The following is a 22,296-nucleotide window of genomic DNA, read 5'->3' as shown; positions in this document are numbered from 1 at the left end:
AATGAAGAGAGAAATAATCATACGATCGGCAGTCGCCCTGCTGCTTGCGGCGGCTATCGTAGCCTGCTCGGGCGGAGGTAAACAGGCAGAAGAGACGGAGCAGGAAGCCCTGCCGAAGGTGAAGCTGGGCGCTGCCGTGCGAGAAGAGGTGGAGCAGGTGGAGACATATACCGCCACCGTCGAAGCGCAGGTCACGAACAATATCGCGCCCTCCATGCCCGTACGGATCGAGCGTATCAACGTCGAGGTGGGCGACCGCGTCAGCCGCGGGCAGGCGCTTGTGCAGATGGACGCCGCCAGCCTCCGCCAGCAGCAATTGCAGATGGAGAACCTGCGCGCCGACTTCCGCCGCATCGACGAGCTGTATAAGGTGGGCGGCGTGTCGCGCTCGCAATGGGAGGCCTCGAAGACGAGCCTCGATGTGAGCGAAACGGCCTACCGCAACCTGCAACGTAACACCACGCTGACGAGTCCCATCAGTGGCGTCGTCACGGCCCGTAACTATGACAATGGCGACATGTACAACGGCGCGCAACCCGTCCTCACCGTGGCGCAGATCCAGCCCGTGAAGCTGGTGATCAATGTGTCCGAAAGTCAGTTCACGCGCATCACCAAAGGCACCAAGGCCGAGGTGGAGCTGGATGTTTACCCCGGCGAGACGTTCGAGGGCACCATCAACCTGATCCACCCGACGGTGAACGCCACCACGCGCACGTTTGCAGCCGAGGTGCGGTTGCCTAACGCGGATCAGCGCGTGCGTCCGGGCATGTTTGGCCGTGTGAAGCTGAATCTTGGCAAGACGGAGCGCATCGTCGTGCCCGATAAGGCCATCATCAAGCAAGCCGGCTCGGGCGAACGTTACGTGTATGTCTGCCGCGACGGGCGCGTGTTGCGTCGCACGGTGGAGTTAGGTCGTCGCTTGGGCGACCGCTACGAGCTGCTCTCCGGCCTCGATGGCGAAGCCGACGTCGTTGTCGACGGGCAGTATCAGTCGGCTGTCAAGGACAGCGCACAAGTGGAAGTGGTAAAGAATTAATCAAGCACCCCATGAGCTTATACGAAGGAGCCGTAAAGAAGCCCATTATGACGAGCCTGAGCTTTCTGGCGATCGTCATCTTCGGACTCTTCTCCCTATCCCGTCTGCCGGTAGACCTCTATCCGGACATTGAAACGAACACCATCATGGTGCTCACCGCCTATCCTGGGGCCAGCGCGTCGGACATCGAGACGAACATTTCCCGACCGCTCGAGAACAGCCTCAACACGGTCAGCAACCTGAAGCATATCACCTCGCGCTCGTCCGAGAACTTGTCGCTCATCCAGCTCGAGTTCGAGTATGGTAACGACATCAATGAGCTGACGAACGACGTGCGCGATAAGCTCGATATGGTCAAGTCGCAGCTGCCTGATAACGCCGAGACGCCGATCATCTTCAAGTTCTCGTCAGACATGATCCCGATTTTGATCCTTTCGGTCGAGGCGGGAGAGAGTCAGCAGGCGCTCTACAAGATCCTCGACGACAACGTGGCCAACCCCTTGGCGCGCATCCCCGGCGTGGGTACCGTGTCGATCAACGGCGCACCCAAGCGCGAGATCCAAGTCTATTGCGACCCCGCCAAACTGGAGGCCTACAACCTGACCGTCGAAACCATCGGTGCCATCATCGGCGCAGAGAATCGCAACATCCCCGGCGGTAGTCTCGACATCGGTAACGAGACGTATGCGCTGCGTGTGGAGGGTGAGTTCAAGGACGCCCGCGAGATGGAGAGCATCGTAGTCGGAACGGTCGGCGGTGCGAACGTCTACCTGCGCGACGTGGCGCGGGTGGTCGACACCGTGGAGGAACGCACGCAGGAGGCTTACACGAACGCCATCCGCGGCGGTACGATCATCATACAGAAGCAATCCGGCGCCAACTCCGTCAACATCGCCAAGCAAGTACTCGCCAAGCTGCCCGAGCTGCAAAAGAACTTGCCGCCCGACGTGAAGCTGGGCATCATCTGGGACTCGTCGGAGAACATCCTCGAGACCATCGACAGCCTCACGGAGACGGTGCTCTACGCCCTGCTCTTCGTTGTGCTTGTCGTCTTCCTCTTCCTCGGTCGCTGGCGGGCCACGCTGATCATTTCGATCACCATCCCGCTCTCGCTCATCGCCTCGTTCGTCTACTTGGCCATCACAGGCAACACGATCAACATCGTCTCGCTCTCGTCGCTCTCTATCGCCATCGGTATGGTAGTGGACGACGCCATCGTGGTCTTGGAGAACGTTACGACCCACATCGAGCGCGGCTCGGCGCCGTCGCAGGCGGCTATACATGGCACAAACGAGGTGGCCATCTCTGTCGTCGCCTCCACGCTGACGATGATCGCCGTGTTCTTCCCCCTGACGATGGTCACGGGTATGACCGGCGTGCTCTTCAAACAATTGGGCTGGATGATGTGCGTCATCATGGTCGTTTCCACCGTGGCTGCCCTTACGCTGACGCCGATGCTTTGCTCGCGTCTGCTGCGCTTGCAACGCAAGCCGTCGAAGGCCTTCCGCACGTTTTATCACCCCATCCAACGCGCCCTCGACGCCCTCGACACGGGCTACGCGCGACTGCTCGACTGGGCCGTGAGTCACCGACGGACGATGGTGCTTTCGTGCATCGTCTTTTTCGTGCTCAGTCTCCTTTGCGCGGGTTACATCGGCACGGAGTTCTTTCCCCAGCAGGACAACGGCTACATCACCGCCAAGCTGGAGCTGCCTGTGGGTACGCGTAAGGAGGTGGCCCAGGAGTTGGCCGCGCGGCTGACGAACGAATGGCGACAGAAGTATCCCGAGATCACCGTCTGTAGCTATACCGTGGGTCAGGCCGACGCCACGAACACCTTCGCCGCGATACGCGACAACGGGTCGCACATCATCACCTTCAACCTTAGCCTTACGAAATCCAGCGAACGCAAACGCTCGCAGGCGATGATCGGCGACATGATGCGCGAGGATCTCAAGGCGTACCCCGAGTTCACGAAGACGAAAGTCGTGCCCGGCGGCGACAACGGCGGCATGGGCGGACAGGCTACGGCCGACTTCGAGATCTACGGCTACGACATGGCCACGACCGACCGCTTGGCGCAGGAGCTGCGCACGGAGTTGCTGAAGCAAGACGGCGTATCGGAGGTGAACATCAGCCGCGGCGACTACCTGCCGGAGTATCAGGTGGACTTCGATCGCGAGAAACTGTCCGTGCAAGGCCTCAACCTCTCCACCGCCGGCTCCTACCTGCGCAACCGCATCAACGGCTACACTGCGTCGCAGTATCGCGAGGACGGAGCGGAGTCGGACATCGTCGTGCGTTATGCGCCCGAGTACCGCACGGGCATAGAGGATATCGAGAACATACTCATCTACAATAATCAGGGACGCACCGTGCGGGTGCGCGACGTGGGTACCGTAGTGGAGCGTTTCGCGCCGCCGGCCATCGAGCGCAAGGACCGCGAACGCATCGTGACCGTCTCCGCTGTGCCGAAGCCGGGCGCGCCGTTAGGCACCGTCGTGGCCGAGGGCCAGAAGGTGATCGACCGCATGCAGACGCCGAGCAACGTCAAGATCCAAGTCTCCGGTTCCTTTGAAGATCAGCAAGACTCCTTCTCCGACCTCGGCGTCTTGGCGCTGCTCATCATCGTGCTCGTCTTCATCGTCATGGCCGCGCAGTTTGAGTCGCTGACGTACCCCTTCATCATCATGTTCTCCGTGCCCTTCGCTGTGAGTGGCGTGCTGATGGCGCTCTTCCTCTCGCGCACCACGCTGAACGTGATGAGCCTCCTGGGCGGCATCATGTTGATCGGCATCGTGGTGAAGAACGGCATCGTGCTCATCGACTACATCACCCTCTGCCGTGAGCGCGGTCGGGCGGTGAAGAACTCCGTCGTGACGGCTGGCAAGAGCCGTCTGCGCCCCGTGCTGATGACCACCATGACGACGATCCTCGGTATGGTGCCCATGGCCATCGGTGGTGGACAAGGCTCCGAGCTGTGGCGCCCGATGGGTGTCTCCGTCATCGGTGGCCTCACCGTCTCCACCATCCTCACGCTGCTGCTTGTGCCCGTGCTCTACTGCTCGTTTGCCGGCGTGGGCATCAAGCGCCAACGCCGCAAGATGCGCCGCATGCGCGAGATGGACGACTTCTATCAAGCCCACAAGCACCTCATCACGAAGCCCAAAGATTGACCCCTTATGAAAGCTGTATTTATAGCCTGCGATCAGGCCCATCACGAAGACGTCCTCACGCTGCTGACCCACTTCAACTGCCGCGGCTACACGGCTTTTGGACAAGTCACCGGACGCGGTTCCCAAACGGGCGATCCACATCTCGGGTCGCACGCCTGGCCGGCGATGAACGAGGCCATCCTGACCGTCGTTGACGCCGACCTCGTCCCCCGCCTGCTGGAGGCCCTTCGCGCCCTCGATGAGCGGTCCGACCAGCTCGGCCTCCGCGCCTTCGTCTGGAATGTGGAAGCGACCGTCTGACGAGCGCCCTGCGTCATCGTCCGATGATTCAGCGGGAGCCTCTCCGTAGCCGTCGCGATGCGTCTTGCGCGGGGGCTCCCGGTGTTTCCAATCATGCTTGCGGGATTTCCGCAAATGAAAAATCAACCATTAACGATGCCCCTCCTCGTCCTGCTTCTCGCCTTGATTCGTCTGCCCGACGGCGGCCACACGGAAGACACGCTCCGCCTCGTCACCGTCGCGGACACGCTTCACTACGTGCAGGTGGCCGACTACGCCGGTCGTGTCGAACGTTGGCCCTTGCCCTATCCCGTCTACCGTTTCCAGACGGGCGACATCAACGGCGATGGCCGCACCGACGTGCTTGTGGGCGTCATCAAGTCCACCCGCTACGACCCGCAGGTGGCGCGCCGGCTCTTCATTTTCAAGGTCTACAAAGACCGCTACATCCGCCCCCTGTGGATGGGTTCGCGGCTCAGCCATCCGCTCGTCGACTTCCGTTTCGCGCACATCGACGGCCAGCCGCGCGTGCTCACCATCGAGCGTGACACCACGCCCGAGCGCTACCTGATTGCCGTCTATCGCTGGCGTTCCTTCGGCCTCGACTTCGTCGCTTACCACGCCCGCGGCATCCCCCTCGACGAGGCTCGCCAACGGCTCGAGGGCGCGCCGATCTCCTCTGGGCAGACCCATCAAGGCCGCCCCTATAACCCCTAACTACTTTTACACCACATGACAACAAAAACTTGGTTTTGGGCTGCGACGATGGCAGCCCTGTGCCTGCTCCGGGCGGGCGCACAGACGGCGGACTACACGCCCACGAAAGAGAACCTCCAGGCGCGCGAGACGTTCCGCAGCGATCGCTTCGGCATCTTCATTCACTGGGGGCTCTACACCATGGCCGGCGATGGCGAATGGATGATGCACAACCGCAACGTCGACCGCGACGAGTACGCGCGGCTGGCCGGCGGCTTCTATCCCGCCGCCTTCGATGCCGATCGCTGGGTCAAGTCCGTGGCCGACGCCGGCGCGAAGTACATCTGCGTCACCACGCGCCATCACGACGGCTTCTCCATGTTCGCCACCCGCGAGTCGGACTTCAACATCATCGAGGCCACGCCCTTCCGCCGCGACGTGATCCGTGAGCTGGCCGACGCCTGCGCCCGACACGGCGTCCGCCTGCACCTCTACTATTCGCACCTCGACTGGCGTCGCGACGACTACTTCCCCCGTGGCCGCACCGGCCTCGGCACCGGTCGCACCCGCGAAGGTCGCTGGGACGACTACTGCGCCTTCATGAACCGCCAGCTCACCGAGCTGCTCACCGGCTACGGCCCCATCGGCGCCATCTGGTTCGACGGCATGTGGGACAAGGACATCTACCCCGACGGCGTGACCGACTCCACCTGGCGCCTCACGCCGCAGTACGCGCTCATTCACCGCCTGCAGCCCGCGTGCCTCATCGCCAACAACCACCACACGACGCCCTTCGCCGGCGAGGACATCCAGATCTTCGAGCGCGATCTGCCGGGCGAGAACAAGGCGGGGCTCTCCGGCCAGGCCATCAGCCGGCTGCCGCTCGAGACGTGCGAGACGATGAACCGCTCGTGGGGCTATCGTATGACGGATCAAGCGTACAAATCGACCGCCGACCTTATCCGCCTGCTTGTCCGCGCCGCCGGCAACGACGCCAACCTGTTGCTCAACGTTGGCCCGCAGCCCGACGGGCAGTTGCCCGACACGGCACTGGCGCGGCTGCGTGAGGTGGGCGCCTGGATGAAGACGTATGGGAAGACGGTGCAGGGCACGCGCGGCGGCGTGGTGCGGCCGCATGAGTGGGGCGTGACGACGCAGCGCGGCCGCACGCTCTTCGTGCACGTCTTGAGCGACGTCGATCGCCTCATCTGCCTGCCCTACGCCGGCAATCGTGTACGTCAGGCGGTGGACTATCGCACGCGTGTGCCGGTACGCTTCGTGCAAGACGCTGACGGCATCGTCCTCAAGCTCCCCACCACCGCCAAGGCCGACCCGGACTTTGTGGTCGAGGTGGAATTTGCAGAGGAACTGAAAACGACGAACTAAGGGCGGCCGTCATCTTGTACCCGGCCAAACTTCGCCGGCCGGCGCACCGGCCTTGACTTTCTTTTGCTCCTTTTCTTGTGTCAAGACAAGAAAAGGAGGTATGTCAAGGGAAGAAAAGAAGAAACCCCGAAGCGCCTCCTCAACCCTCGTTTAGTAATTCGATAAGATCAGCATGGCTCTTGACTTGACGCGCGGAGCGGTATGGCGGGTGATCCCCGCCTTCGCGCTGCCGCTGCTGGTGGGCAACCTGACGCAGCAGGTGTACAACCTGACCGACAGCGTCATCGTGGGGCGCTTCCTGGGCAAGGAGGCGCTGGCCGCCGTCTCGGCCTCTTTCTTCATCTATTACTTCATCATCTCTCTGGCCATCGGCGTGGGGAGCGGCATCACCGTCGTCGTCTCGCAGCGCTTCGGCGCCCGCGATCACGCGGCAGTGCGGCGTGCCTTCTCGTCCTTTCTGCTCTTTGCGATCGTGGCCGGGGCGGTGCTCTCCGTCGTTGGCGTCGTCGGTGCCGACGCGTTCTTTCGGCTCACCCGCACGCCGCCCGAGGTGATGCCCTACGCCTTGCGGTACTTCCGCGTCTACGCCGCCGGCACCCTCTTCTTCATCCTCTTCTACAGCGCCCTCTCCATCCTGCGCGGCATCGGCGACTCGGTGCGGCCCATGCGTTTCGTGCTGGCTACGGCCGTGCTCAACATCGCGTTCGATCTGCTTTTCATCCTCGTTTTTCGTTGGGACATCGAGGGCGCCGCCGCGGCCACCGTCCTGGCGCAAGCCTGTGGCGTGGCGTTAGTCATCCGGCGTATCCGCCGCCACGATCTGCTCTCGCTCCGCCGCCGCGACCTCGTTTTCGACCGCCCACTCTTCCTCCAAGGCGTCCGCATCGGCATCCCCACCGGCGTGCAGCAATGCGCCATCGCCATCGGGCTTGTCGCCCTCTTAGGCATCGTCAACGGCTTCGGCGCCGACACGCTCACGGCCTATGGTGCGGCGGGCAAGATCGACTCCATCATCGTGCAGATCATCCTCACGCTCGCCGGTGCCCTGTCGGCCTTCTGCGGACAAAACATCGGCGCCGGCCGCTTCGATCGCGTGCATGCCGGCGTACGCTTCGCCATGCTCTTCAACGTCTGCCTGTGTCTCGTTGTGCTGGCCGCCATCTTGGTCTTTGGCCGGCAGATGATGGGCGCCTTCACCGAGGATGCGGCCGTGGTGGCCATCGGGCAGGAATATTTGACGATACTCGGCGCCGTGCTCGTCTTCCACGGCGCGCTCAGCATCCTCAACGGCGCCATGCGTGGCGCGGGCGACACCTTCTTTGCGATGGTCACGGGCATCGTCTCCTTTTGGCTCATACGCATCCCACTGGCCACCCTCTTCAGCCGTGCGTGGGGTCGCGTGGGCATCTGGTGGGCCATTGCGGCCAGCATCACGCTCGCCTTTATCGCCACGCTCATCTATTACCGCACCGGGCGATGGAAACGGAGGCTCTGATTAGCCTCGGCCATCAGAAGGCGTAGCGTTTCTTATCCCAACAGATCGATTTGCCCCCCATTCCAGCCGGAAATGGCCTCGAAATACGCAGCGATAATAAGCAACATACAAGTTTCTTAATGTCGCATACAGTGATGATCAATTCCCGTACGGTAATTGAATGCTGCATGCAGCGATGATCAATTCTCGTACGGTATCTTAATGATACAGGCGATTATATTCGATTACCGAACGGTATCTTAATGCTACACACAACAATATTCGATTACCGTGCGGTAATTGAATGCCACGCGCAGCGATGATCAATTTCCGGACGGTTTCTTAATGCCGCATACAGTGACGATCAGTTACGCGTACGTTTTTTAATGCCGCACGCAGCGACGGGGGCGTCGCAGAGCCGCATGGCTTCGGAAATACACGATTCTTGAGGCTTGCATGTCCGCCTCGGAGCAGTTCGCCCCAAGGGATTGCAATGCGCTGCGTACCTTTGCCAGTGATATTAAACGACGAAACAGAACCGAAACGACATGGATAGGAACGAATCAAACGAAGAAAGGAATCTGCCTCTTCGGCAGCTTGAGGAGGCTACATCGTACAGCAAGTATTACGACGACAAACGTTTCTGGCGCAAGGTGCGGCGCATAGCACAGAAGGTGGGCGGAAGCGTGCTGAAACCTGTGCTACTGCTGTTTTACATGATGAAGAGCGATTCGGTTTCGCTCAAGGACAAGGCCTACATCGTCGGCGCGCTGGGCTACTTTGTGCTGCCGATCGACATCGTGCCCGACTTTCTGGCCGGGCTGGGCTACACGGACGACTTGGCCGTGATCACGCTCCTGATTAAGTATCTCAAGGACAACATTACGCCCGAGATCGAGATGCGAGTCGACGCTAAGATCCGCGACCTGATGGAAACCAAAGAGGAGCAGGAACAGGAAAAAGAGCAGCCGCAGGTGTAATGTGCGGCCCCCGGACCGCACGAAGAAGCGCCCCCTCCGACCAGACTTCAGTCCAAAATGAAGAGGTCGGAGGGGGCGTTGCGTTGGAGGACATCGAGGCGGATCGTGTCGGGCGCGATGCGGATGCCGGCCTCCGTGAGTCGCCGGCTGACGGTCTCGTAGGCCAGCTCGGGGCGGTTGTTCTCGCGGCTGAGGTGGCAGAGCCAGACGTGGCGCAAGTCGGGCGCGCGGTGAGCGGCCAGGAGGTCAGCCGCCTCGCGGTTGCTGAGGTGGCCGCCGGGGCCGGCGACGCGCTCCTTGAGGAAGTAGGGGTAGCGGCCATGACGGAGCATATCCTCGTCGTAGTTGGCCTCGAGGACGAGGTGTCGGGCGCGGGCCACGTAGCGCGCGATCGTGTCCGTCGGCTGGCCGATGTCCGAGGCGATCACCAGGCGGTGCGGGCCGCAGGTGATGAAGTATCCGACACAGTCGCTGCTGTCGTGCGGGATCTCGAAGGCCTCGATGGTGAGATCGCGGATGGTGAAGGGCACGCCCTTTTCGATCACGCGCCCGGCGGTGCGGAGGGGCTCGTCGACGTATCGACTGCGATTGATGCCGGTGTGCACGCGTTCGGTGGCGTAGACAGGGATATGGCAGCGTTCGCCGAGGCAGCCGACGGTCTTGATGTGGTCGCCGTGGTCGTGGGTGACGAGCACAGCCAGGATGCGGTCGAAGTCGATGTCGGCCTGGCGGAGCGCCTTACGGATGGTGCGCAGTCCGATGCCGGCGTCGACGAGGATGCCGTAGTCAGCGGTGCCAACGTAGTAGCAGTTGCCACTGCTGCCGCTGGCCAGACTCATGAAGCGGAGGGTCATAGTTCTATCGATGATTTATGCGGCCTTGAGCCCAATTCTCTACCGGATTGGCGTAGATGCCGAGGAAGATCGCCTTCAGGATGGAAGGATCGCCGTCGATCTCTTGCAGCATCTGTTGCATACGTGCTTCGAAGGCCGTGCGTGCCTCGGGCGTGTAACGGTCGGTGTAGGTCGACGTGCCGCTGCGGAGGTCGTGGGCGATGAAATTGTTGTCGAAGAGGCGGTAGTTGCGGTGGATCTGTTGGTCGATCTCGTCGGCCACCGTGCGATAGAACGCGTTGGCATGTCGGGCCTCGACGGTGTCGGGCAGCGAGCGGTCGAGCGGTTGACCGATGGCGAAGTGTACGCATCCCTTCGGCTGTAGGATGCCCGTGAGGATGCTGTGCAGATCCTCGCCCGGCTGCTTGACGTACTTGCGTCCGCCGCGACTGAGGTAGAGCTCACGCGTCTTGAGGATGTCGCACGGCTCCCACTGGTAGGAGACGGCCACGGGGACGATGTGCAGGCTACGGATGGCGCGCGCCGCGTTGGTGCGGTCGCTGAGGGCAAACATCTTGACGATGCCGCGGTCCGTGCGGTCGTCGCCATCCTTCGTGCGACCGTTGCGCTGGGCGATCCAGATCGACTCCCGCTTCTCGAGCAGCGTGTGGCGGATATACGCGGAGAGTTGGAGGGAATCGGCCAAGAAGTCGTGCATGTTGCTATCACGTACCACCTTGAACATCTTGTTGGCCCGACCGATGGCCGTGGCCAGTTCGCCCTGCATGAGGTTGCTGCCGAAGGTGATCTCCGTCGTGCGGTGGCCCGCCTCGTGCAGCAGGTTTTGCAGCAGCGAGGAGTCGAGCATAATGTCGCGGTGGTTGGAGATGAAGAGGTATCGCTCCGCCGGATCGAGGTCGTCCAGCCCGTCGACCGTCAGGCGTGTGATGGAGCGGCGGATGATCCGCAGATTGACATGATACATGACGCTCATCTGGAACTCATCCGTGGTGCGGATGGCGCGCACCATGCGGCGCACCTCCTCTACGTCGCGGTGAGGAAAGACGTAACGCGCCAGTGCGTCAAAGGCTTCACTGTCGGCAATGCGCTGCATGGCAGCGGGGATCTCGTCCGCAACGAAGGGACGCAAGTCCTCAAACTGATCCGTAACATTCATTGGGGGCGATTGCGTTTGTCGATAAACTTCACCGGCTTGCGGCTGATGTCCGGGTGATTGATGCGGCGCACCTCCTCGGGCGACGAGACGGCGATCTCGGGGGCTACGCGGATACGTGCACGGAAGCGGTCTTTCAGCTCCTTGACCACGTCAAACGCCGGCCGTTCGCGCAGCCCGACGCGGATTACGATTCGGTCGTTGCCGTATTCGTTGGCGCTGACTTCCATCACGTAATTCTCCACGTAGGGCGTATTGTCCAAGACGTCGAAGACGGCGGGCGGATAGAGCGTTGTGCCCTTGTATTTGACCATGTGGTTCCGTCGGCCGATGATCGGGCTGATGCGCATTGTGGTGCGTCCGCAACGGCATGGCTCACGGTGGAATCGCGCCAAGTCGCCCGTCTTGAAGCGCACGAGCGGCATGCCCTCCACACCGAGCGTAGTGACGACAAGCTCGCCCGCCTCATCGTCGGCTACGGGCAATCCATCGTCGCCGATCAGCTCGCAGATGATTAGCTCTGGGTGATGGTGTCCGCCGCAGCCGCAGGGACATTCGGTGAAGGTGGTGGCCATCTCCGTGGAGGCGTAGGTGGAAAAGAGTTCGATGTCCCACCGTCGGCGGATGCTCTCGCCAAGGAGGTTGAGCGAGAAGTCTTGCTCGCGGAGGTTCTCGCCGATGCAGACCGCACGGCGCACACTGCTGGCGTGGTAATCGATGCCGTGCGCCTCGGCATAGTCGATGATGCGGGGTATGAAGGAGGGCACGACGATGATCGTGTCTGGCCGTACACGCCGGATAGTATCCCACTGGAGCTCTGGGATGCCGTTCCCCACACGCACGATGCCTGCGCCCAAGCGACGGATGCCGAGGAAGTAAGCCAGCCCGGCCATGAAGCGCTTGTCGATCGTCGTCATCAGCTGGAAGACACTGCCTGGGCCCGCACCGGTGCACGCGAAGGAGATCTGCTCGTTGTAGGCCAGCCGATCCAGATCGGCATCGGTCATGGCGAATGTCACCGGGTCGCCTAAGGTGCCAGAGGTGGTGATATAATCAATGATACGGGCGCGAGGCACGCAGACGAACTCCTCGTTGTGGAGCTGCAAGTCGCTCTTTTCGGTAAAGGGAATTACGGTCAGATCCTCGATTCGGTGCACCCGCTCTGGGTCGACGCCGTGTTCGCGGAAGAGCCGACGGTAGAAAGCCGAATGGGCAGCTACATAACGAAGCGCTTCCCGAAGCTTTGCCTCCTGAAAGCGCTTGATCACATCGGCTGGCTGCCGCTCTATGTCTGGGACGATTGTCATTCTTTAGGCTGGTCGAAGAGTGCGGCCACTTCCTCGCGCGAGAGTTGGCGGTACGTGGGGCGTCCGCTCCCGCCCGTCGTCTCGGGGAAGGTCACTTCAAAATATTCCTCGTCGTAGAACGAGAGTTTCGATTGCGTGTCGGGGTTGCACTCCAGATAGCGCACCTCGGCCGGCGCCAACTGTTTGCGTTCGAAGATTTGCCGCGCCAGCGCGTAGCCAGCCGCCGTGACCGACGTGCCGGGATTGTCTTGATATAGCTCGGTGACGATCACTGTCACGGGTTGGCCAGGACGGCCGATCAGCTTGAGGCCGCACTTCGAGGGCACGTCCCACTGGCCGGAGAAGTCGAACACTTCGTCGTAATATTTTTCGGGTACTCTCATTGTGCTAAGAAGTTCGTGTTATCGGTTGTTTTCAGGAATTCCACCATCGCCTCGATCTCGCGATACTTCGGCTGGTCGTCCATGAAGGCGGGGAAGACGCCACGGATGGCGTCGTAGACCGTCCGCGTGCGAGGCGCCATCTGCGGCTGGAGCTTGAGGTAGTCCACCGCCTGGGCCAAGGCCATGAAGAGAATGGCTGTTACCTGATACGCATTCTCCACCACCCGCCGCGCCAAGAGCGCCGCGTTGGTGCCCATGCTGACGATGTCCTGGTTGTCGTTGTTGTTCGGAATGCTGTGTACATACATCGGGTTCGACAGCGTCTGGCACTCTGCCGTCGTCGACGTGGCCGTGAATTGTGCCGCCTGCATGCCGTAATTCAGCCCCGGTATGCCGAGGTTGACGAAGGGCGGCAGGATGCCGTCGTTGATACGGTCGTGACAGAGGTAGTTCAGTTGCCGTTCGGCCAGCATGGCCAGCTTCGTGACGGCGATCTTCAGCTTATCCATCTCGAGCGAGACGTAGTCGCCGTGGAAGTTGCCGCCGTGGTAGACGTTACGCGTCTCCGCGTCCACGATCGGGTTGTCGCACGCCGAGTTCAGCTCGTCGATCAGCACCTCGGTGGCCCGCTCGATCGTGTCCCACACCGGCCCGAGCACCTGCGGCACGCACCGCAGCGAATAGTAGGCCTGCACCTTCCGCTCGAACACCTCCTCCGTGTGCCGGTGAAACATCTCCGCTTCGCGTTGCCTCAGCGACTGGCTGCCCTCGGCCCAGCGGCGCATTTCGGCGGCCACGCGGCGCTGTCCGGCGTGTCGCTTCGCCTCGTTGAGCACGGGCGACATCAGGTCGTCGTACGATGCGGCCACCTCGTTCATCATCACCGACGCCGCCACGGCCCAGCCCATGAGGCGTCGCGCCTCGATGAGATTCACGAGCCCGATGCCGGTCATGACCGACGTCCCGTTCGTAGCCGCCAGTCCCTCGCGAAGTCTGAGTTGCAGCGGACGGAGGCCTTCTTCCTCCATCACGTCGCGCGTCGGGCGGAGCAGTCCACGGTGAAACACTTCGCCCTCGCCGATTAGCGCCAGCGCCATGTGTGCCAACTGCACGAGGTCGCCGCTCGCACCCACGCTGCCGTGCTCGGGGATCATCGGGCAGATGTCGCGCTCGAAAAACTCGTGGAGCAACAGGGGCAGATCGCGGTGCACGCCCGAATGGCTCTGCAAAAAGGTCACGAGTCGGGCCAGCAGGGCCGCGCGCACGCAGCGCAATTCCAGCGGACGCCCGGCGCCCGTGGAGTGACTGCGAATGATGTTGTATTGGAGTTGTTCGAGCGCCGCGTCGTCCACGCGATACTGCGCCATCGGGCCGAAGCCCGTATTGATGCCGTAAATGACTTTGTCTTTGGAAAATTCTCGGAGGAAATCGTATGAGCGATCCACCTTTTGAAGCGATTCCGCCGTGATGTTGAGCCGTCCGCGGCCAAACACGAGCGCTTCTACATCGCCGATCGACAGACCCTTTTCTTCGTGATACGTAACGGTTGTTTCTCTGTCCATTGTCAAGCAATAAAAAAGGCATTTTGTTCAAATGCCATTTTGTCTCATGTGGTCCCACTTGGGCTTGAACCAAGGACTCCCTGATTATGAGTCAGGTGCTCTAACCAACTGAGCTATGGGACCGTTTCGCTGCCGAGGTGTCATGCCCCGATCGAAACCGCGGCAAATGTAGATCTTAAATCCAAACACACAAACCCGCCATTTTCGCCCTCGGACGCCTGTCGAGCCCCCAAAACATTTTTGGACGGCCCATCGACGCGCGTTTATGCCTCGTCGTTTCGCTCGGGGGGCCATCGGCGGCCGTCGGAGTCTTCCAAAGTCACACGGCCGGCCATCGACGTACGCCGAAGCCTCATCATGTCACATTAGGGGGCATCAACTGGTGTATGGCTTTTATTTCCAACAGAAATATGACTTAGGCATAGTGTATCATTATAAAATACGCTGGATTTTATACTCATACACTATGTCTGATGATAAAATCTATTAGATAGATGGCTTATACATAGTGTATAGGTAAAAATGAATCCGGATATATAACTTATACATACTGTATAAGCCATTTTTCCATCGGATTGAATACCTAAACAGTATGTATAAGCAAATAATCTATCAGATAGAATGGTCATACAGTAGGCCTATATGGATGTGCTATAAGTGGGTAGAATCATATAACATGTATAAGAGATTATGCGTATAGAAAGGGAAGCTATACATGGAATGAATGCCATTTCAGGTGACATGAGGGGGCTTCGGCGTGCGTCGATGGCCGGCCATGTGACTTTGGGAGACTCCGACGTTCGCCGATGGTCCCCCGAGCGAAACGACGGGGCGTGGACGGGCGTCGATGCGCCGCGGAGGGGCTTTTTCGGGCCGCCGAAGCGGAGGGAGGGGGCGCGGCGAAACTTTCGGCGAATTGGAAGGCAGACGTATCTTTGGCCGCTCAAGTGCGCGGGGCACCTCTATTTTTCACGTTGAACAACCACAATCAAACAGGCCCCGGAGCCGGCATTACACGGATTATATGACTAAAAAGACAGGTAAAAAGAGACAACGAAGCGGGTCGAACGGCTCGTGGGAGGACGCGCTGCGTTCGTTTTTTTCGAGCGAGCGGGTGTGGTTTCTCACGGGGCTTATCGTGTGCTTCGTGGTGATGTATCTGGGTATCGCCATGACGTCGTTCCTCTTCACGGGCGGGGCGGATCAGAGCGTGGTGGAGAGCATGCCGCTGAGCGAACTGCCGGCGGATCATGCCCGGGTGGAAAACTGGGCGGGCGTGCGCGGGGCGTACGTGGCCGAGACGGTGATGAATCGCTGGTTCGGCGTGCCGTCGTTCTTCATGCTCTTCTTCCTGGGGTCGGTGGGGCTGTGGCTGATGCGCGTCTGCCGGATGTCGCTACTGAAGCGGTTCCTGCTGTGCAGCTCGATGATGATCTGGTCGTCTGTCTTTCTCTCGCTGGCCTTCGCATCGACCGTGGGGACGTCGTTTCTCTACCCCGGCGGGCGGCACGGGTGGTATCTGGCAGAGATGCTTACGCGCAATCTGGGGATGCCTGGCACGGTGTTGCTGCTGCTCATCACGGCCATCCTCATCGCTGTCTTTACGAGTAGCTTGGTGATACCCTTCATGCAACGACAATTGGTGGGCGGATGGAGCCTGATGGGCGAGCGGTGGCAGCGTAGTCGCGAGGCTCGGCGTGCACGCCATGAAGCAGAGGCTGAGGAAAAAGCCAAGCGTGAAACGACTCCCTCGGAACCTGCACCCACGACATATAATAAGGAAGCAGACACGAAGCCGGCCGCGGCGCCGCGGCGCGAGGGCCCCTCGGTGGAAGATGAGGGCTATGCGCTGGGCGAGGACGATGAGGACGAGATAGCGGCGACGCCGATCGTGCCGAATGGCCGTCGGGAGGCGGAGACGGTGGAAGCACCGACGATCTTCACCGTCGAAGTGCCGCGTGAGGAAGAGCCCGCCACGCCAGCCGAGGTGGTGGCCGAGCTGGGCGAATACGATCCGCGGCTCGACTTGTCGAACTACCACTTCCCGTCGCTCGACTTGCTCAAGAAGTACGACCGCAACGACAAGCCGATCGACATGGAGGAGCAGAGCGAGAACCAAAAGCGCATCAAGCAGACACTCGAAAACTTCGGCATCAGTATCTCGTCGATCAAGGCGACAGTGGGGCCGACCATCACGCTCTACGAGGTCGTGCCGGCGCAGGGCGTGCGCATCTCCAAGATCCGCAACCTCGAGGACGACATTGCGCTGAACCTTTCGGCGCTCGGTATCCGCATCATCGCGCCCATGCCGGGCAAGGGGACGATCGGCATCGAGGTGCCCAACAAGGATCCGCAGATCGTCTCTATGCAGTCGGTCATCAGCTCGCGGAAGTTTATCGAAAGCAAATACGACCTGCCCGTGGCACTGGGCCGGACGATCACGAACGAAGTCTTCATGTTCGACCTCTGCAAGGCGCCCCACCTGCTTATGGCCGGTGCGACGGGACAAGGAAAGTCGGTCGGGCTGAACGCCATCATCACGTCGCTACTTTACAAGAAGCATCCGGCCGAACTGAAGCTCGTCTTGGTCGATCCGAAGATGGTCGAGTTCAGCATCTACGCCGAGATCGAGCGCCACTACTTAGCCAAACTCCCGGACGAGGAAAAGCCGATCATCACGGACTTCAACAAGGTGGTGCACACGCTCAACTCGCTCTGCAAAGAGATGGACAACCGCTACGAACTGCTCACGCGGGCCCATGTGCGCAACATCAAAGACTACAACGAAAAGTTCATCAACCGTCGCCTCAGTCCAGACAAGGGACACGAATACATGCCTTACATCGTTGTTATTATCGACGAGTTCGGCGACCTGATCATGACCGCCGGGCGTGAGATCGAAATGCCCATCGCCCGCATCGCACAGAAGGCGCGCGCCGTGGGTATTCACATGGTTATCGCCACCCAGCGACCGTCGACAAACATTATCACGGGTACGATCAAGGCCAACTTCCCCGTGCGGGTGGCCTTCCGCGTATCGTCGATGATTGACTCGCGCACCATCCTCGACTCGCCCGGCGCCAATCAGCTGATCGGCCGTGGCGACCTGCTCTTCTCGCAGGGCAGCGACATGACGCGCGTACAGTGCGCCTTCGTCGACACGCCCGAGGTGGAGGCCATCTCCGAGTTCATCGGCGCACAGCCAGGCTATCCCAAGGCGCATGAGTTGCCGGAGTACGATCCTGAAGGCGAGGACGACGGCAAGTCGGTCGCCAGCGATCTCTCCGACCGCGATCCGCTCTTTGACGAGGCCGCCCGGCTCGTAGTCAGCCAGCAGCAAGGCTCCACGTCGCTTATCCAGCGCAAGTTCTCCATCGGTTACAATCGTGCTGGTCGGCTTATGGATCAGCTGCAAGGCGCGGGCATCGTCGGGCCCTACGAGGGTAGCAAGGCGCGTCAGGTGTTGATACAAGACATTTATTCATTGGAACAGAAACTAAACACGATCAAATGATGAGACGAATGATTGGCATGCTTTTGGCAACGCTCTGCGTCGCCGGAAGCCTTTCGGCACAGAAGGCCGAAGCGTTGCTCGACAAAGCCGCAGCAGCGTATGAGAAATCGAACGGCATACAAGCCACTTTCGCCGCTAACGTACGTCACGAGAAGACGGGCGTGGCAGAGAGTTTCGAGGGCACGATTCGCATGAAGGGCAACAAGTTCGCACTGGTGACACCCGACATGCGCACGTGGTACAACGGATCGACGCAGTGGACCTACATGGTGCGATCGAAGGAAGTGAACCTCTCTACGCCGACGGGCGACGAGCTGGAATCGACCAACCCGCTCACACTCTTGCGCACCTATAAGAAGAAGTTCACGGCCTCGTACATCGGCGCAAGCACAGCCGGCAACGGTCGCATGGCGGACGATGTGGCGCTCACACCGCGTGGCCGTAGCGACATCGCTCGCGTGGAGGTACAGCTCGAACGTAGCACGTCGCTACCGGCGCGCCTGACGGTGACGATGAAGAATGGCATGCGCAGCGTGATTCGCATCAGTCGCATGCAGACAGGCGTCAATCCGCCTGACAAGACCTTCACCTTCAACCGGGCCGATTATCCGGGCGTGACAGAGATAGATCTACGGTGAGATGAAGACGCTGATTCTTGTTGTGCACCCTCACCTCAATGAATCGCTCATCAACAAGCGATGGGTAGAGGAGCTGCAAAAGCATCCGGACAAGTATGAGGTACATCAGCTGTACGAGGCTTATCCGGATGGGAGGATTGACGTGGCTGCGGAGCAACAATTGATGGAGCGATATGAGCGTATCGTTTTTCAGTACCCCTTGTATTGGTTCAATTGCCCGCCGTTGTTCAAGACGTGGCTCGACGAGGTCTTGACCTATGGCTGGGCGTACGGTAGCCAGAGTGGATACAAGATGGGTGGCAAGAAGATCGCCCTGGCCATCACCGCCGGTATCGACGAGCATGAGTATGCGGCCTCGGGCAAATACCGGTACACGATAGAGGGGCTGACACGCCCGTTCGAGCTGACTTTTGAATACGTGAAGGCTGACTACCGCCGGCCGTTTGTCTTTTATGGCATTGAATTGAACTCATCTGAGGAATGGATCGAACAGAGTGTTCCGTTATACATGAAGTTCCTCGAGGAGTTTTCGAGATAAACAGATTAACAATAACCCCAAACGAAAAAGATTTGAAAGAGAATATGGAAAATGAGAAAGTGCGTTGCCTGATCATAGGCTCCGGACCGGCCGGATACACGGCTGCCATCTATGCGTCGCGAGCTAACCTGCAACCGGTGCTGTACGAAGGCATTCAGCCTGGTGGACAGCTGACAACGACGACGGAAGTGGAGAACTTCCCCGGCTATCCCGACGGTATTACGGGCACGGAGATGATGGCCGATATGCGCCGTCAGGCTGAACGTTTCGGCGCTGATATCCGCGCGGGCATCGCTACGGCGGCCGATCTTTCGGCGGCGCCGTACAAGATCACCATCGACGGTGAGAAGGTCATCGAGGCTGAAGCATTGATCATCGCTACGGGCGCCTCGGCCAAGTATCTGGGCCTGCCCGACGAACAGAAATATGCCGGCATGGGCGTCTCGGCTTGCGCCACCTGCGACGGCTTCTTCTATCGCAAGAAGAAGGTGGCCGTGGTCGGCGGTGGCGACACGGCGTGTGAGGAAGCGCTCTACTTGGCTGGCCTCGCGTCGCACGTTTACCTGATTGTTCGCAAGCCCTATCTGCGTGCCTCGAAGGTGATGCAGGATCGTGTACTGAATGCACCAAATATCACTGTGCTGTTTGAGCACAACACCCTCGGACTGTTTGGCGAAGGCGGCGTGGAAGGTGCGCATCTTGTGAAGCGTAAGGGCGAACCGGATGAGGAGCAGGTGGATATTGCCATCGATGGCTTCTTCCTAGCCATTGGCCACAAACCGAATTCGGACATCTTCAAGCAGTGGATCAAGACGGACGAAACGGGCTATATCATCACCGAAGCGGGCACGCCGCGCACGAATGTGCCGGGCGTCTTTGCTGCCGGCGATGTGGCTGATCCGCATTATCGTCAGGCTGTAACGGCAGCCGGAGCAGGCTGTCGCGCAGCCATTGAGGTTGAACGTTATTTGTCGAATCGTTGATGTATACATGTAGGGTCGGGTCTTGTGCCCACCCATCCAAAGGGGCGCAAAAAGCATGCGCCCCTTTTTGCATTTTTCTCGCGAGCTGTAAGCCATACTATAATAGACAAGAATGAAAAGAATCGCATGGTGGATGATGCTGTGGTGCCTGTGCATAGGGGCGGCGACCGGAGCGGAGGATGAGTATCCGAAGCAGGAGATTCGCGCCGTCTGGCTCACCACGATCTACGGACTCGACTGGCCTACGCGAACGGCTACCGATTGGGATGGGCGCGAACGGCAGAAGCAGGAGCTGCGCAACATCCTCGACCGCCTGCATGAGGCCAACTTCAACACCGTCTTCGTGCAGACACGCCTGCGTGGTGACGTGATTTATCGTTCCAAGATCGAGCCACTCTCGGCCGTCTTTGCCGGCTCTTACGGACAGTGGCCGGGCTATGATCCGCTAGCTTTTGTGATCGAGGAGTGCCATAAGCGCGGCATGGAGTGCCACGCCTTCTTCGTCACCTTCCCCGTCGGAACGGAGAAGATGGTGCGCGAGCAAGGCGGATCGTCCGTTGTGCGTCGCCACCCCGAGCTCTGCCTCCAGCACCACGGCAGCTGGTATCTCGACCCCGGACAGCCCGGAACGACCGACTACCTCCTCTCGCTTGTCGACGAGGTGGTCCGTAACTACGACATTGACGGTATCCAGTTCGACTACATCCGTTACCCCGAGAATGCAGCCACCTTTCCTGACAAGGACTCTTACCAGCGTTACGGTCGCGGTCAACGCCTCAGCGACTGGCGGCGGGAGAACATCAATCGCCTCATGAGTCGCATTCACGACCGCGTGAAGCAGCTCAAACCGTGGGTGCAAGTCAGCAGTTCTCCGCTTGGGAAATACAGCAAGTCGGGCCGAACGCCGAACGCCAAATGGACGGCTTACGAAGACGTCTTCCAAGATCCCAAAGCCTGGCTACAGGCCGGCAAGCAGGACATGATCGTGCCCATGATGTACTACCGCCGCAGCGACTTCTACCCCTTTGTCAGCACTTGGCTTGAGCAGTCCGGGCAGCGCAATATGGTGGCCGGGCTGGGCGCCTACCGCCTGAGTCGTGGCGAGGGCGACTGGAACCTTTCCGACATCTCCGACCAGATTGTTTACGTCCGCAAGCAGGGCGGCAAGGGGTGCGCCTTCTTTCGCGCCGGCTTTGTTATTGGCAACGAGAAGGGGTTGTACAACGAGCTCAAGAACCGCTTTTTCAAGTACCCTGCCCAGCTGCCCCCACTGACGTGGATGAGCACCACGCCCGCAGCTCCCTGCGAACCGCAAGAGGTGCATGTTACCCGTGAGCGCGGCGGCTTGCGCCTGCGTTGGGAGGGGGCGCCTGACTGTATCTACACGCTTTATTACGCCCAAGCCGACTCCATCGACTTAGGCTCGGCGCGCTCCATCTTGGCCACCGGTATTCGCGCCAACGAGTGGTTCCTGCCCATCAATGCCGACGCCGAACGGGAGTACACATTCTGCGTGACTGCCTCCAATCGCTACCGCATCGAGAGCCGTCCCTCACGCTCCACCTACTACTATTTTTCTCGCTACGACAAATGACTGAAGAAGAACTGAGTCGCATCCGCGCCGCCCGTACCCTCAATTGGTACGTGCTCTACACCGCTCCTCGGGCCGAGAAAAAGGTCGAGGAGCGTCTGCGCGAGCGCGGCGTGGAGTGCTACCTACCTCTGCACCGCTCGCCACAGATCTGGTCCGACCGCGTCAAGATAGTCGACAAGCCGCTCTTCATCTCTTACGTCTTTGTCCGCTCGACCGAGACGGAGGCCTTGAATTTTGTCCGACAGATCTACGGTGTGGCGCGCGTCGTCTTCTATAATGGTCGCCCCGCCATCGTGCAGCCGTCCGAAATCGAAGCCATTCGCGCCTTCCTTGAGCAGGCCGCTAACCATCCGCTCTCTATGGGCGAGGAGGTGGAAATCCTCAGTGGCGCGCTGAAGAAGGTCTCCGGCGTCATCCAAAAGATGGGTCGCAACCGCCTCAGACTGTACATCGAGCAGATCGGAATCACCGTCACGGTCGACCTCAGCGAGGTTGCGCCCGTGAAGCGCATCAAATAGCCGTCGCTGTGTGTTTTGAGTTGTTGCAAATCTGCGGCGGCTCGTCGCTGTGTGTGTTGAGCTGTTGCAAATCCGCGACAGCCCGTCGCTGTGTGTTTTGAGCTGTTGCAAATCTGCGACGGCTCGTCGCTGTGTGTTTTGAGCGTTGCAAAATCTGCGACAGCCCGTCGCTGTGTGTTTTGAGCTGTTGCAAATCTGCGACAGCCCGTCGCTGTGTGTTTTGGG

18 protein-coding genes and 1 tRNA gene are annotated in these 22,296 nt (G+C 60.1%); 13 read left to right on the top strand and 6 right to left on the bottom strand.

Annotated elements, in window-relative coordinates; genetic code table 11:
- Position 1 precedes the first annotated feature (1 nt).
- From C7123_RS03545 to C7123_RS03515, 7 genes are all read left to right on the top strand, one after another.
- Entirely contained in the window at positions 2-1,036 is a 1,035-nt protein-coding gene (locus C7123_RS03545; protein WP_037998012.1) for an efflux RND transporter periplasmic adaptor subunit, read from the top strand.
- 11 nt (positions 1,037-1,047) lie between these two features.
- The gene (locus tag C7123_RS03540) at positions 1,048-4,212 is read left to right on the top strand and encodes an efflux RND transporter permease subunit (RefSeq protein WP_069175791.1); all 3,165 of its coding nucleotides are present in this window, start codon (positions 1,048-1,050) and stop codon (positions 4,210-4,212) included.
- Between the two features lie 6 nt (positions 4,213-4,218).
- The gene (locus C7123_RS03535; protein WP_037998006.1) at positions 4,219-4,512 is read left to right on the top strand and encodes a PG0541 family transporter-associated protein; all 294 of its coding nucleotides are present in this window, start codon (positions 4,219-4,221) and stop codon (positions 4,510-4,512) included.
- A gap of 114 nt (positions 4,513-4,626) precedes the next feature.
- Positions 4,627-5,208, top strand: coding sequence for an FG-GAP repeat protein (locus C7123_RS03530; RefSeq protein ID WP_159049821.1), 582 nt, complete (start codon positions 4,627-4,629; stop codon positions 5,206-5,208).
- A gap of 48 nt (positions 5,209-5,256) precedes the next feature.
- Positions 5,257-6,573 carry an alpha-L-fucosidase gene (locus C7123_RS03525; RefSeq protein ID WP_069176416.1) on the top strand — a complete coding sequence of 439 codons (1,317 nt, stop codon included), beginning with the start codon at positions 5,257-5,259 and terminating at the stop codon, positions 6,571-6,573.
- A 172-nt stretch (positions 6,574-6,745) separates the two neighbouring features.
- On the top strand, positions 6,746-8,068 hold the full coding sequence (locus C7123_RS03520; protein WP_037985064.1) for an MATE family efflux transporter: 1,323 nt from the start codon (positions 6,746-6,748) through the stop codon (positions 8,066-8,068).
- A 527-nt stretch (positions 8,069-8,595) separates the two neighbouring features.
- On the top strand, positions 8,596-9,027 hold the full coding sequence (locus tag C7123_RS03515; RefSeq protein WP_069175789.1) for a YkvA family protein: 432 nt from the start codon (positions 8,596-8,598) through the stop codon (positions 9,025-9,027).
- Between the two features lie 47 nt (positions 9,028-9,074).
- Here C7123_RS03515 and C7123_RS03510 read toward each other — a convergent pair whose 3' ends face one another.
- The 6 genes from C7123_RS03510 to C7123_RS03485 all read right to left on the bottom strand — a co-directional run bounded on the left by C7123_RS03510 (position 9,075) and on the right by C7123_RS03485 (position 14,409).
- The gene (locus C7123_RS03510; RefSeq protein WP_069175788.1) at positions 9,075-9,881 is read right to left on the bottom strand and encodes an MBL fold metallo-hydrolase; all 807 of its coding nucleotides are present in this window, start codon (positions 9,879-9,881) and stop codon (positions 9,075-9,077) included.
- 4 nt (positions 9,882-9,885) lie between these two features.
- The gene (locus tag C7123_RS03505; protein ID WP_069175787.1) at positions 9,886-11,037 is read right to left on the bottom strand and encodes a 1-acyl-sn-glycerol-3-phosphate acyltransferase; all 1,152 of its coding nucleotides are present in this window, start codon (positions 11,035-11,037) and stop codon (positions 9,886-9,888) included.
- Entirely contained in the window at positions 11,034-12,341 is a 1,308-nt protein-coding gene (locus tag C7123_RS03500) for a phenylacetate--CoA ligase family protein (protein ID WP_069175786.1), read from the bottom strand. Before C7123_RS03500 ends, C7123_RS03505 begins: the two co-directional genes overlap by 4 nt.
- Complete coding sequence (locus C7123_RS03495; protein WP_037983512.1) at positions 12,338-12,724, bottom strand: hypothetical protein; 387 nt, start codon at positions 12,722-12,724, stop codon at positions 12,338-12,340. Before C7123_RS03495 ends, C7123_RS03500 begins: the two co-directional genes overlap by 4 nt.
- Positions 12,721-14,286 (bottom strand): HAL/PAL/TAL family ammonia-lyase, encoded by a 1,566-nt coding sequence (locus C7123_RS03490; protein WP_069175785.1) that lies wholly within the window; start codon positions 14,284-14,286, stop codon positions 12,721-12,723. The genes C7123_RS03495 and C7123_RS03490 overlap by 4 nt, the downstream gene beginning before the upstream one ends.
- Positions 14,287-14,335: 49 nt before the next feature.
- Positions 14,336-14,409 (bottom strand) — tRNA-Ile (locus tag C7123_RS03485).
- A gap of 901 nt (positions 14,410-15,310) precedes the next feature.
- Here C7123_RS03485 and C7123_RS03475 point away from each other — a divergent pair.
- The 6 genes from C7123_RS03475 (at position 15,311) to C7123_RS03450 (ending at position 22,071) form a co-directional block, all read left to right on the top strand.
- The gene (locus tag C7123_RS03475; protein WP_069175783.1) at positions 15,311-17,800 is read left to right on the top strand and encodes an FtsK/SpoIIIE family DNA translocase; all 2,490 of its coding nucleotides are present in this window, start codon (positions 15,311-15,313) and stop codon (positions 17,798-17,800) included.
- A complete protein-coding gene (locus tag C7123_RS03470; RefSeq protein WP_083207038.1) occupies positions 17,800-18,438 on the top strand; it encodes a LolA family protein in 639 nt (212 codons plus the stop codon). The genes C7123_RS03475 and C7123_RS03470 overlap by 1 nt, the downstream gene beginning before the upstream one ends.
- A gap of 1 nt (position 18,439) precedes the next feature.
- The gene (locus C7123_RS03465; protein ID WP_069175781.1) at positions 18,440-18,976 is read left to right on the top strand and encodes an NAD(P)H-dependent oxidoreductase; all 537 of its coding nucleotides are present in this window, start codon (positions 18,440-18,442) and stop codon (positions 18,974-18,976) included.
- Between the two features lie 44 nt (positions 18,977-19,020).
- Positions 19,021-19,959, top strand: a complete 939-nt coding sequence (gene trxB / locus C7123_RS03460; RefSeq protein ID WP_037983532.1) for a thioredoxin-disulfide reductase — start codon at positions 19,021-19,023, stop codon at positions 19,957-19,959.
- Positions 19,960-20,092: 133 nt separating this feature from the next.
- A complete protein-coding gene (locus C7123_RS03455; protein ID WP_083206952.1) occupies positions 20,093-21,553 on the top strand; it encodes a glycoside hydrolase family 10 protein in 1,461 nt (486 codons plus the stop codon).
- On the top strand, positions 21,550-22,071 hold the full coding sequence (locus C7123_RS03450; RefSeq protein ID WP_069175779.1) for a UpxY family transcription antiterminator: 522 nt from the start codon (positions 21,550-21,552) through the stop codon (positions 22,069-22,071). Before C7123_RS03455 ends, C7123_RS03450 begins: the two co-directional genes overlap by 4 nt.
- Positions 22,072-22,296 lie beyond the last annotated feature (225 nt).

The sequence above is a fragment of the Tannerella serpentiformis genome, from assembly GCF_003033925.1.
Lineage (GTDB): Bacteria > Bacteroidota > Bacteroidia > Bacteroidales > Tannerellaceae > Tannerella > Tannerella serpentiformis.
This window is presented reverse-complemented; position numbering and strand designations above follow the sequence as displayed.

Coding starts and splice junctions, on each gene's coding strand:
- trxB (WP_037983532.1), top strand. CDS start 19,021: ATGGAAAATGAGAAAGTGCGTTGCCTGATCATAGGCTCCGGACCGGCC.
- C7123_RS03530 (WP_159049821.1), top strand. CDS start 4,627: ATGAAAAATCAACCATTAACGATGCCCCTCCTCGTCCTGCTTCTCGCC.
- C7123_RS03510 (WP_069175788.1), bottom strand. CDS start 9,881: ATGACCCTCCGCTTCATGAGTCTGGCCAGCGGCAGCAGTGGCAACTGC.
- C7123_RS03515 (WP_069175789.1), top strand. CDS start 8,596: ATGGATAGGAACGAATCAAACGAAGAAAGGAATCTGCCTCTTCGGCAG.
- C7123_RS03475 (WP_069175783.1), top strand. CDS start 15,311: ATGACTAAAAAGACAGGTAAAAAGAGACAACGAAGCGGGTCGAACGGC.
- C7123_RS03505 (WP_069175787.1), bottom strand. CDS start 11,037: ATGAATGTTACGGATCAGTTTGAGGACTTGCGTCCCTTCGTTGCGGAC.
- C7123_RS03525 (WP_069176416.1), top strand. CDS start 5,257: ATGGCAGCCCTGTGCCTGCTCCGGGCGGGCGCACAGACGGCGGACTAC.
- C7123_RS03465 (WP_069175781.1), top strand. CDS start 18,440: ATGAAGACGCTGATTCTTGTTGTGCACCCTCACCTCAATGAATCGCTC.
- C7123_RS03540 (WP_069175791.1), top strand. CDS start 1,048: ATGAGCTTATACGAAGGAGCCGTAAAGAAGCCCATTATGACGAGCCTG.
- C7123_RS03535 (WP_037998006.1), top strand. CDS start 4,219: ATGAAAGCTGTATTTATAGCCTGCGATCAGGCCCATCACGAAGACGTC.
- C7123_RS03495 (WP_037983512.1), bottom strand. CDS start 12,724: ATGAGAGTACCCGAAAAATATTACGACGAAGTGTTCGACTTCTCCGGC.
- C7123_RS03490 (WP_069175785.1), bottom strand. CDS start 14,286: ATGGACAGAGAAACAACCGTTACGTATCACGAAGAAAAGGGTCTGTCG.
- C7123_RS03455 (WP_083206952.1), top strand. CDS start 20,093: ATGATGCTGTGGTGCCTGTGCATAGGGGCGGCGACCGGAGCGGAGGAT.
- C7123_RS03545 (WP_037998012.1), top strand. CDS start 2: ATGAAGAGAGAAATAATCATACGATCGGCAGTCGCCCTGCTGCTTGCG.
- C7123_RS03500 (WP_069175786.1), bottom strand. CDS start 12,341: ATGACAATCGTCCCAGACATAGAGCGGCAGCCAGCCGATGTGATCAAG.
- C7123_RS03470 (WP_083207038.1), top strand. CDS start 17,800: ATGAGACGAATGATTGGCATGCTTTTGGCAACGCTCTGCGTCGCCGGA.
- C7123_RS03450 (WP_069175779.1), top strand. CDS start 21,550: ATGACTGAAGAAGAACTGAGTCGCATCCGCGCCGCCCGTACCCTCAAT.
- C7123_RS03520 (WP_037985064.1), top strand. CDS start 6,746: ATGGCTCTTGACTTGACGCGCGGAGCGGTATGGCGGGTGATCCCCGCC.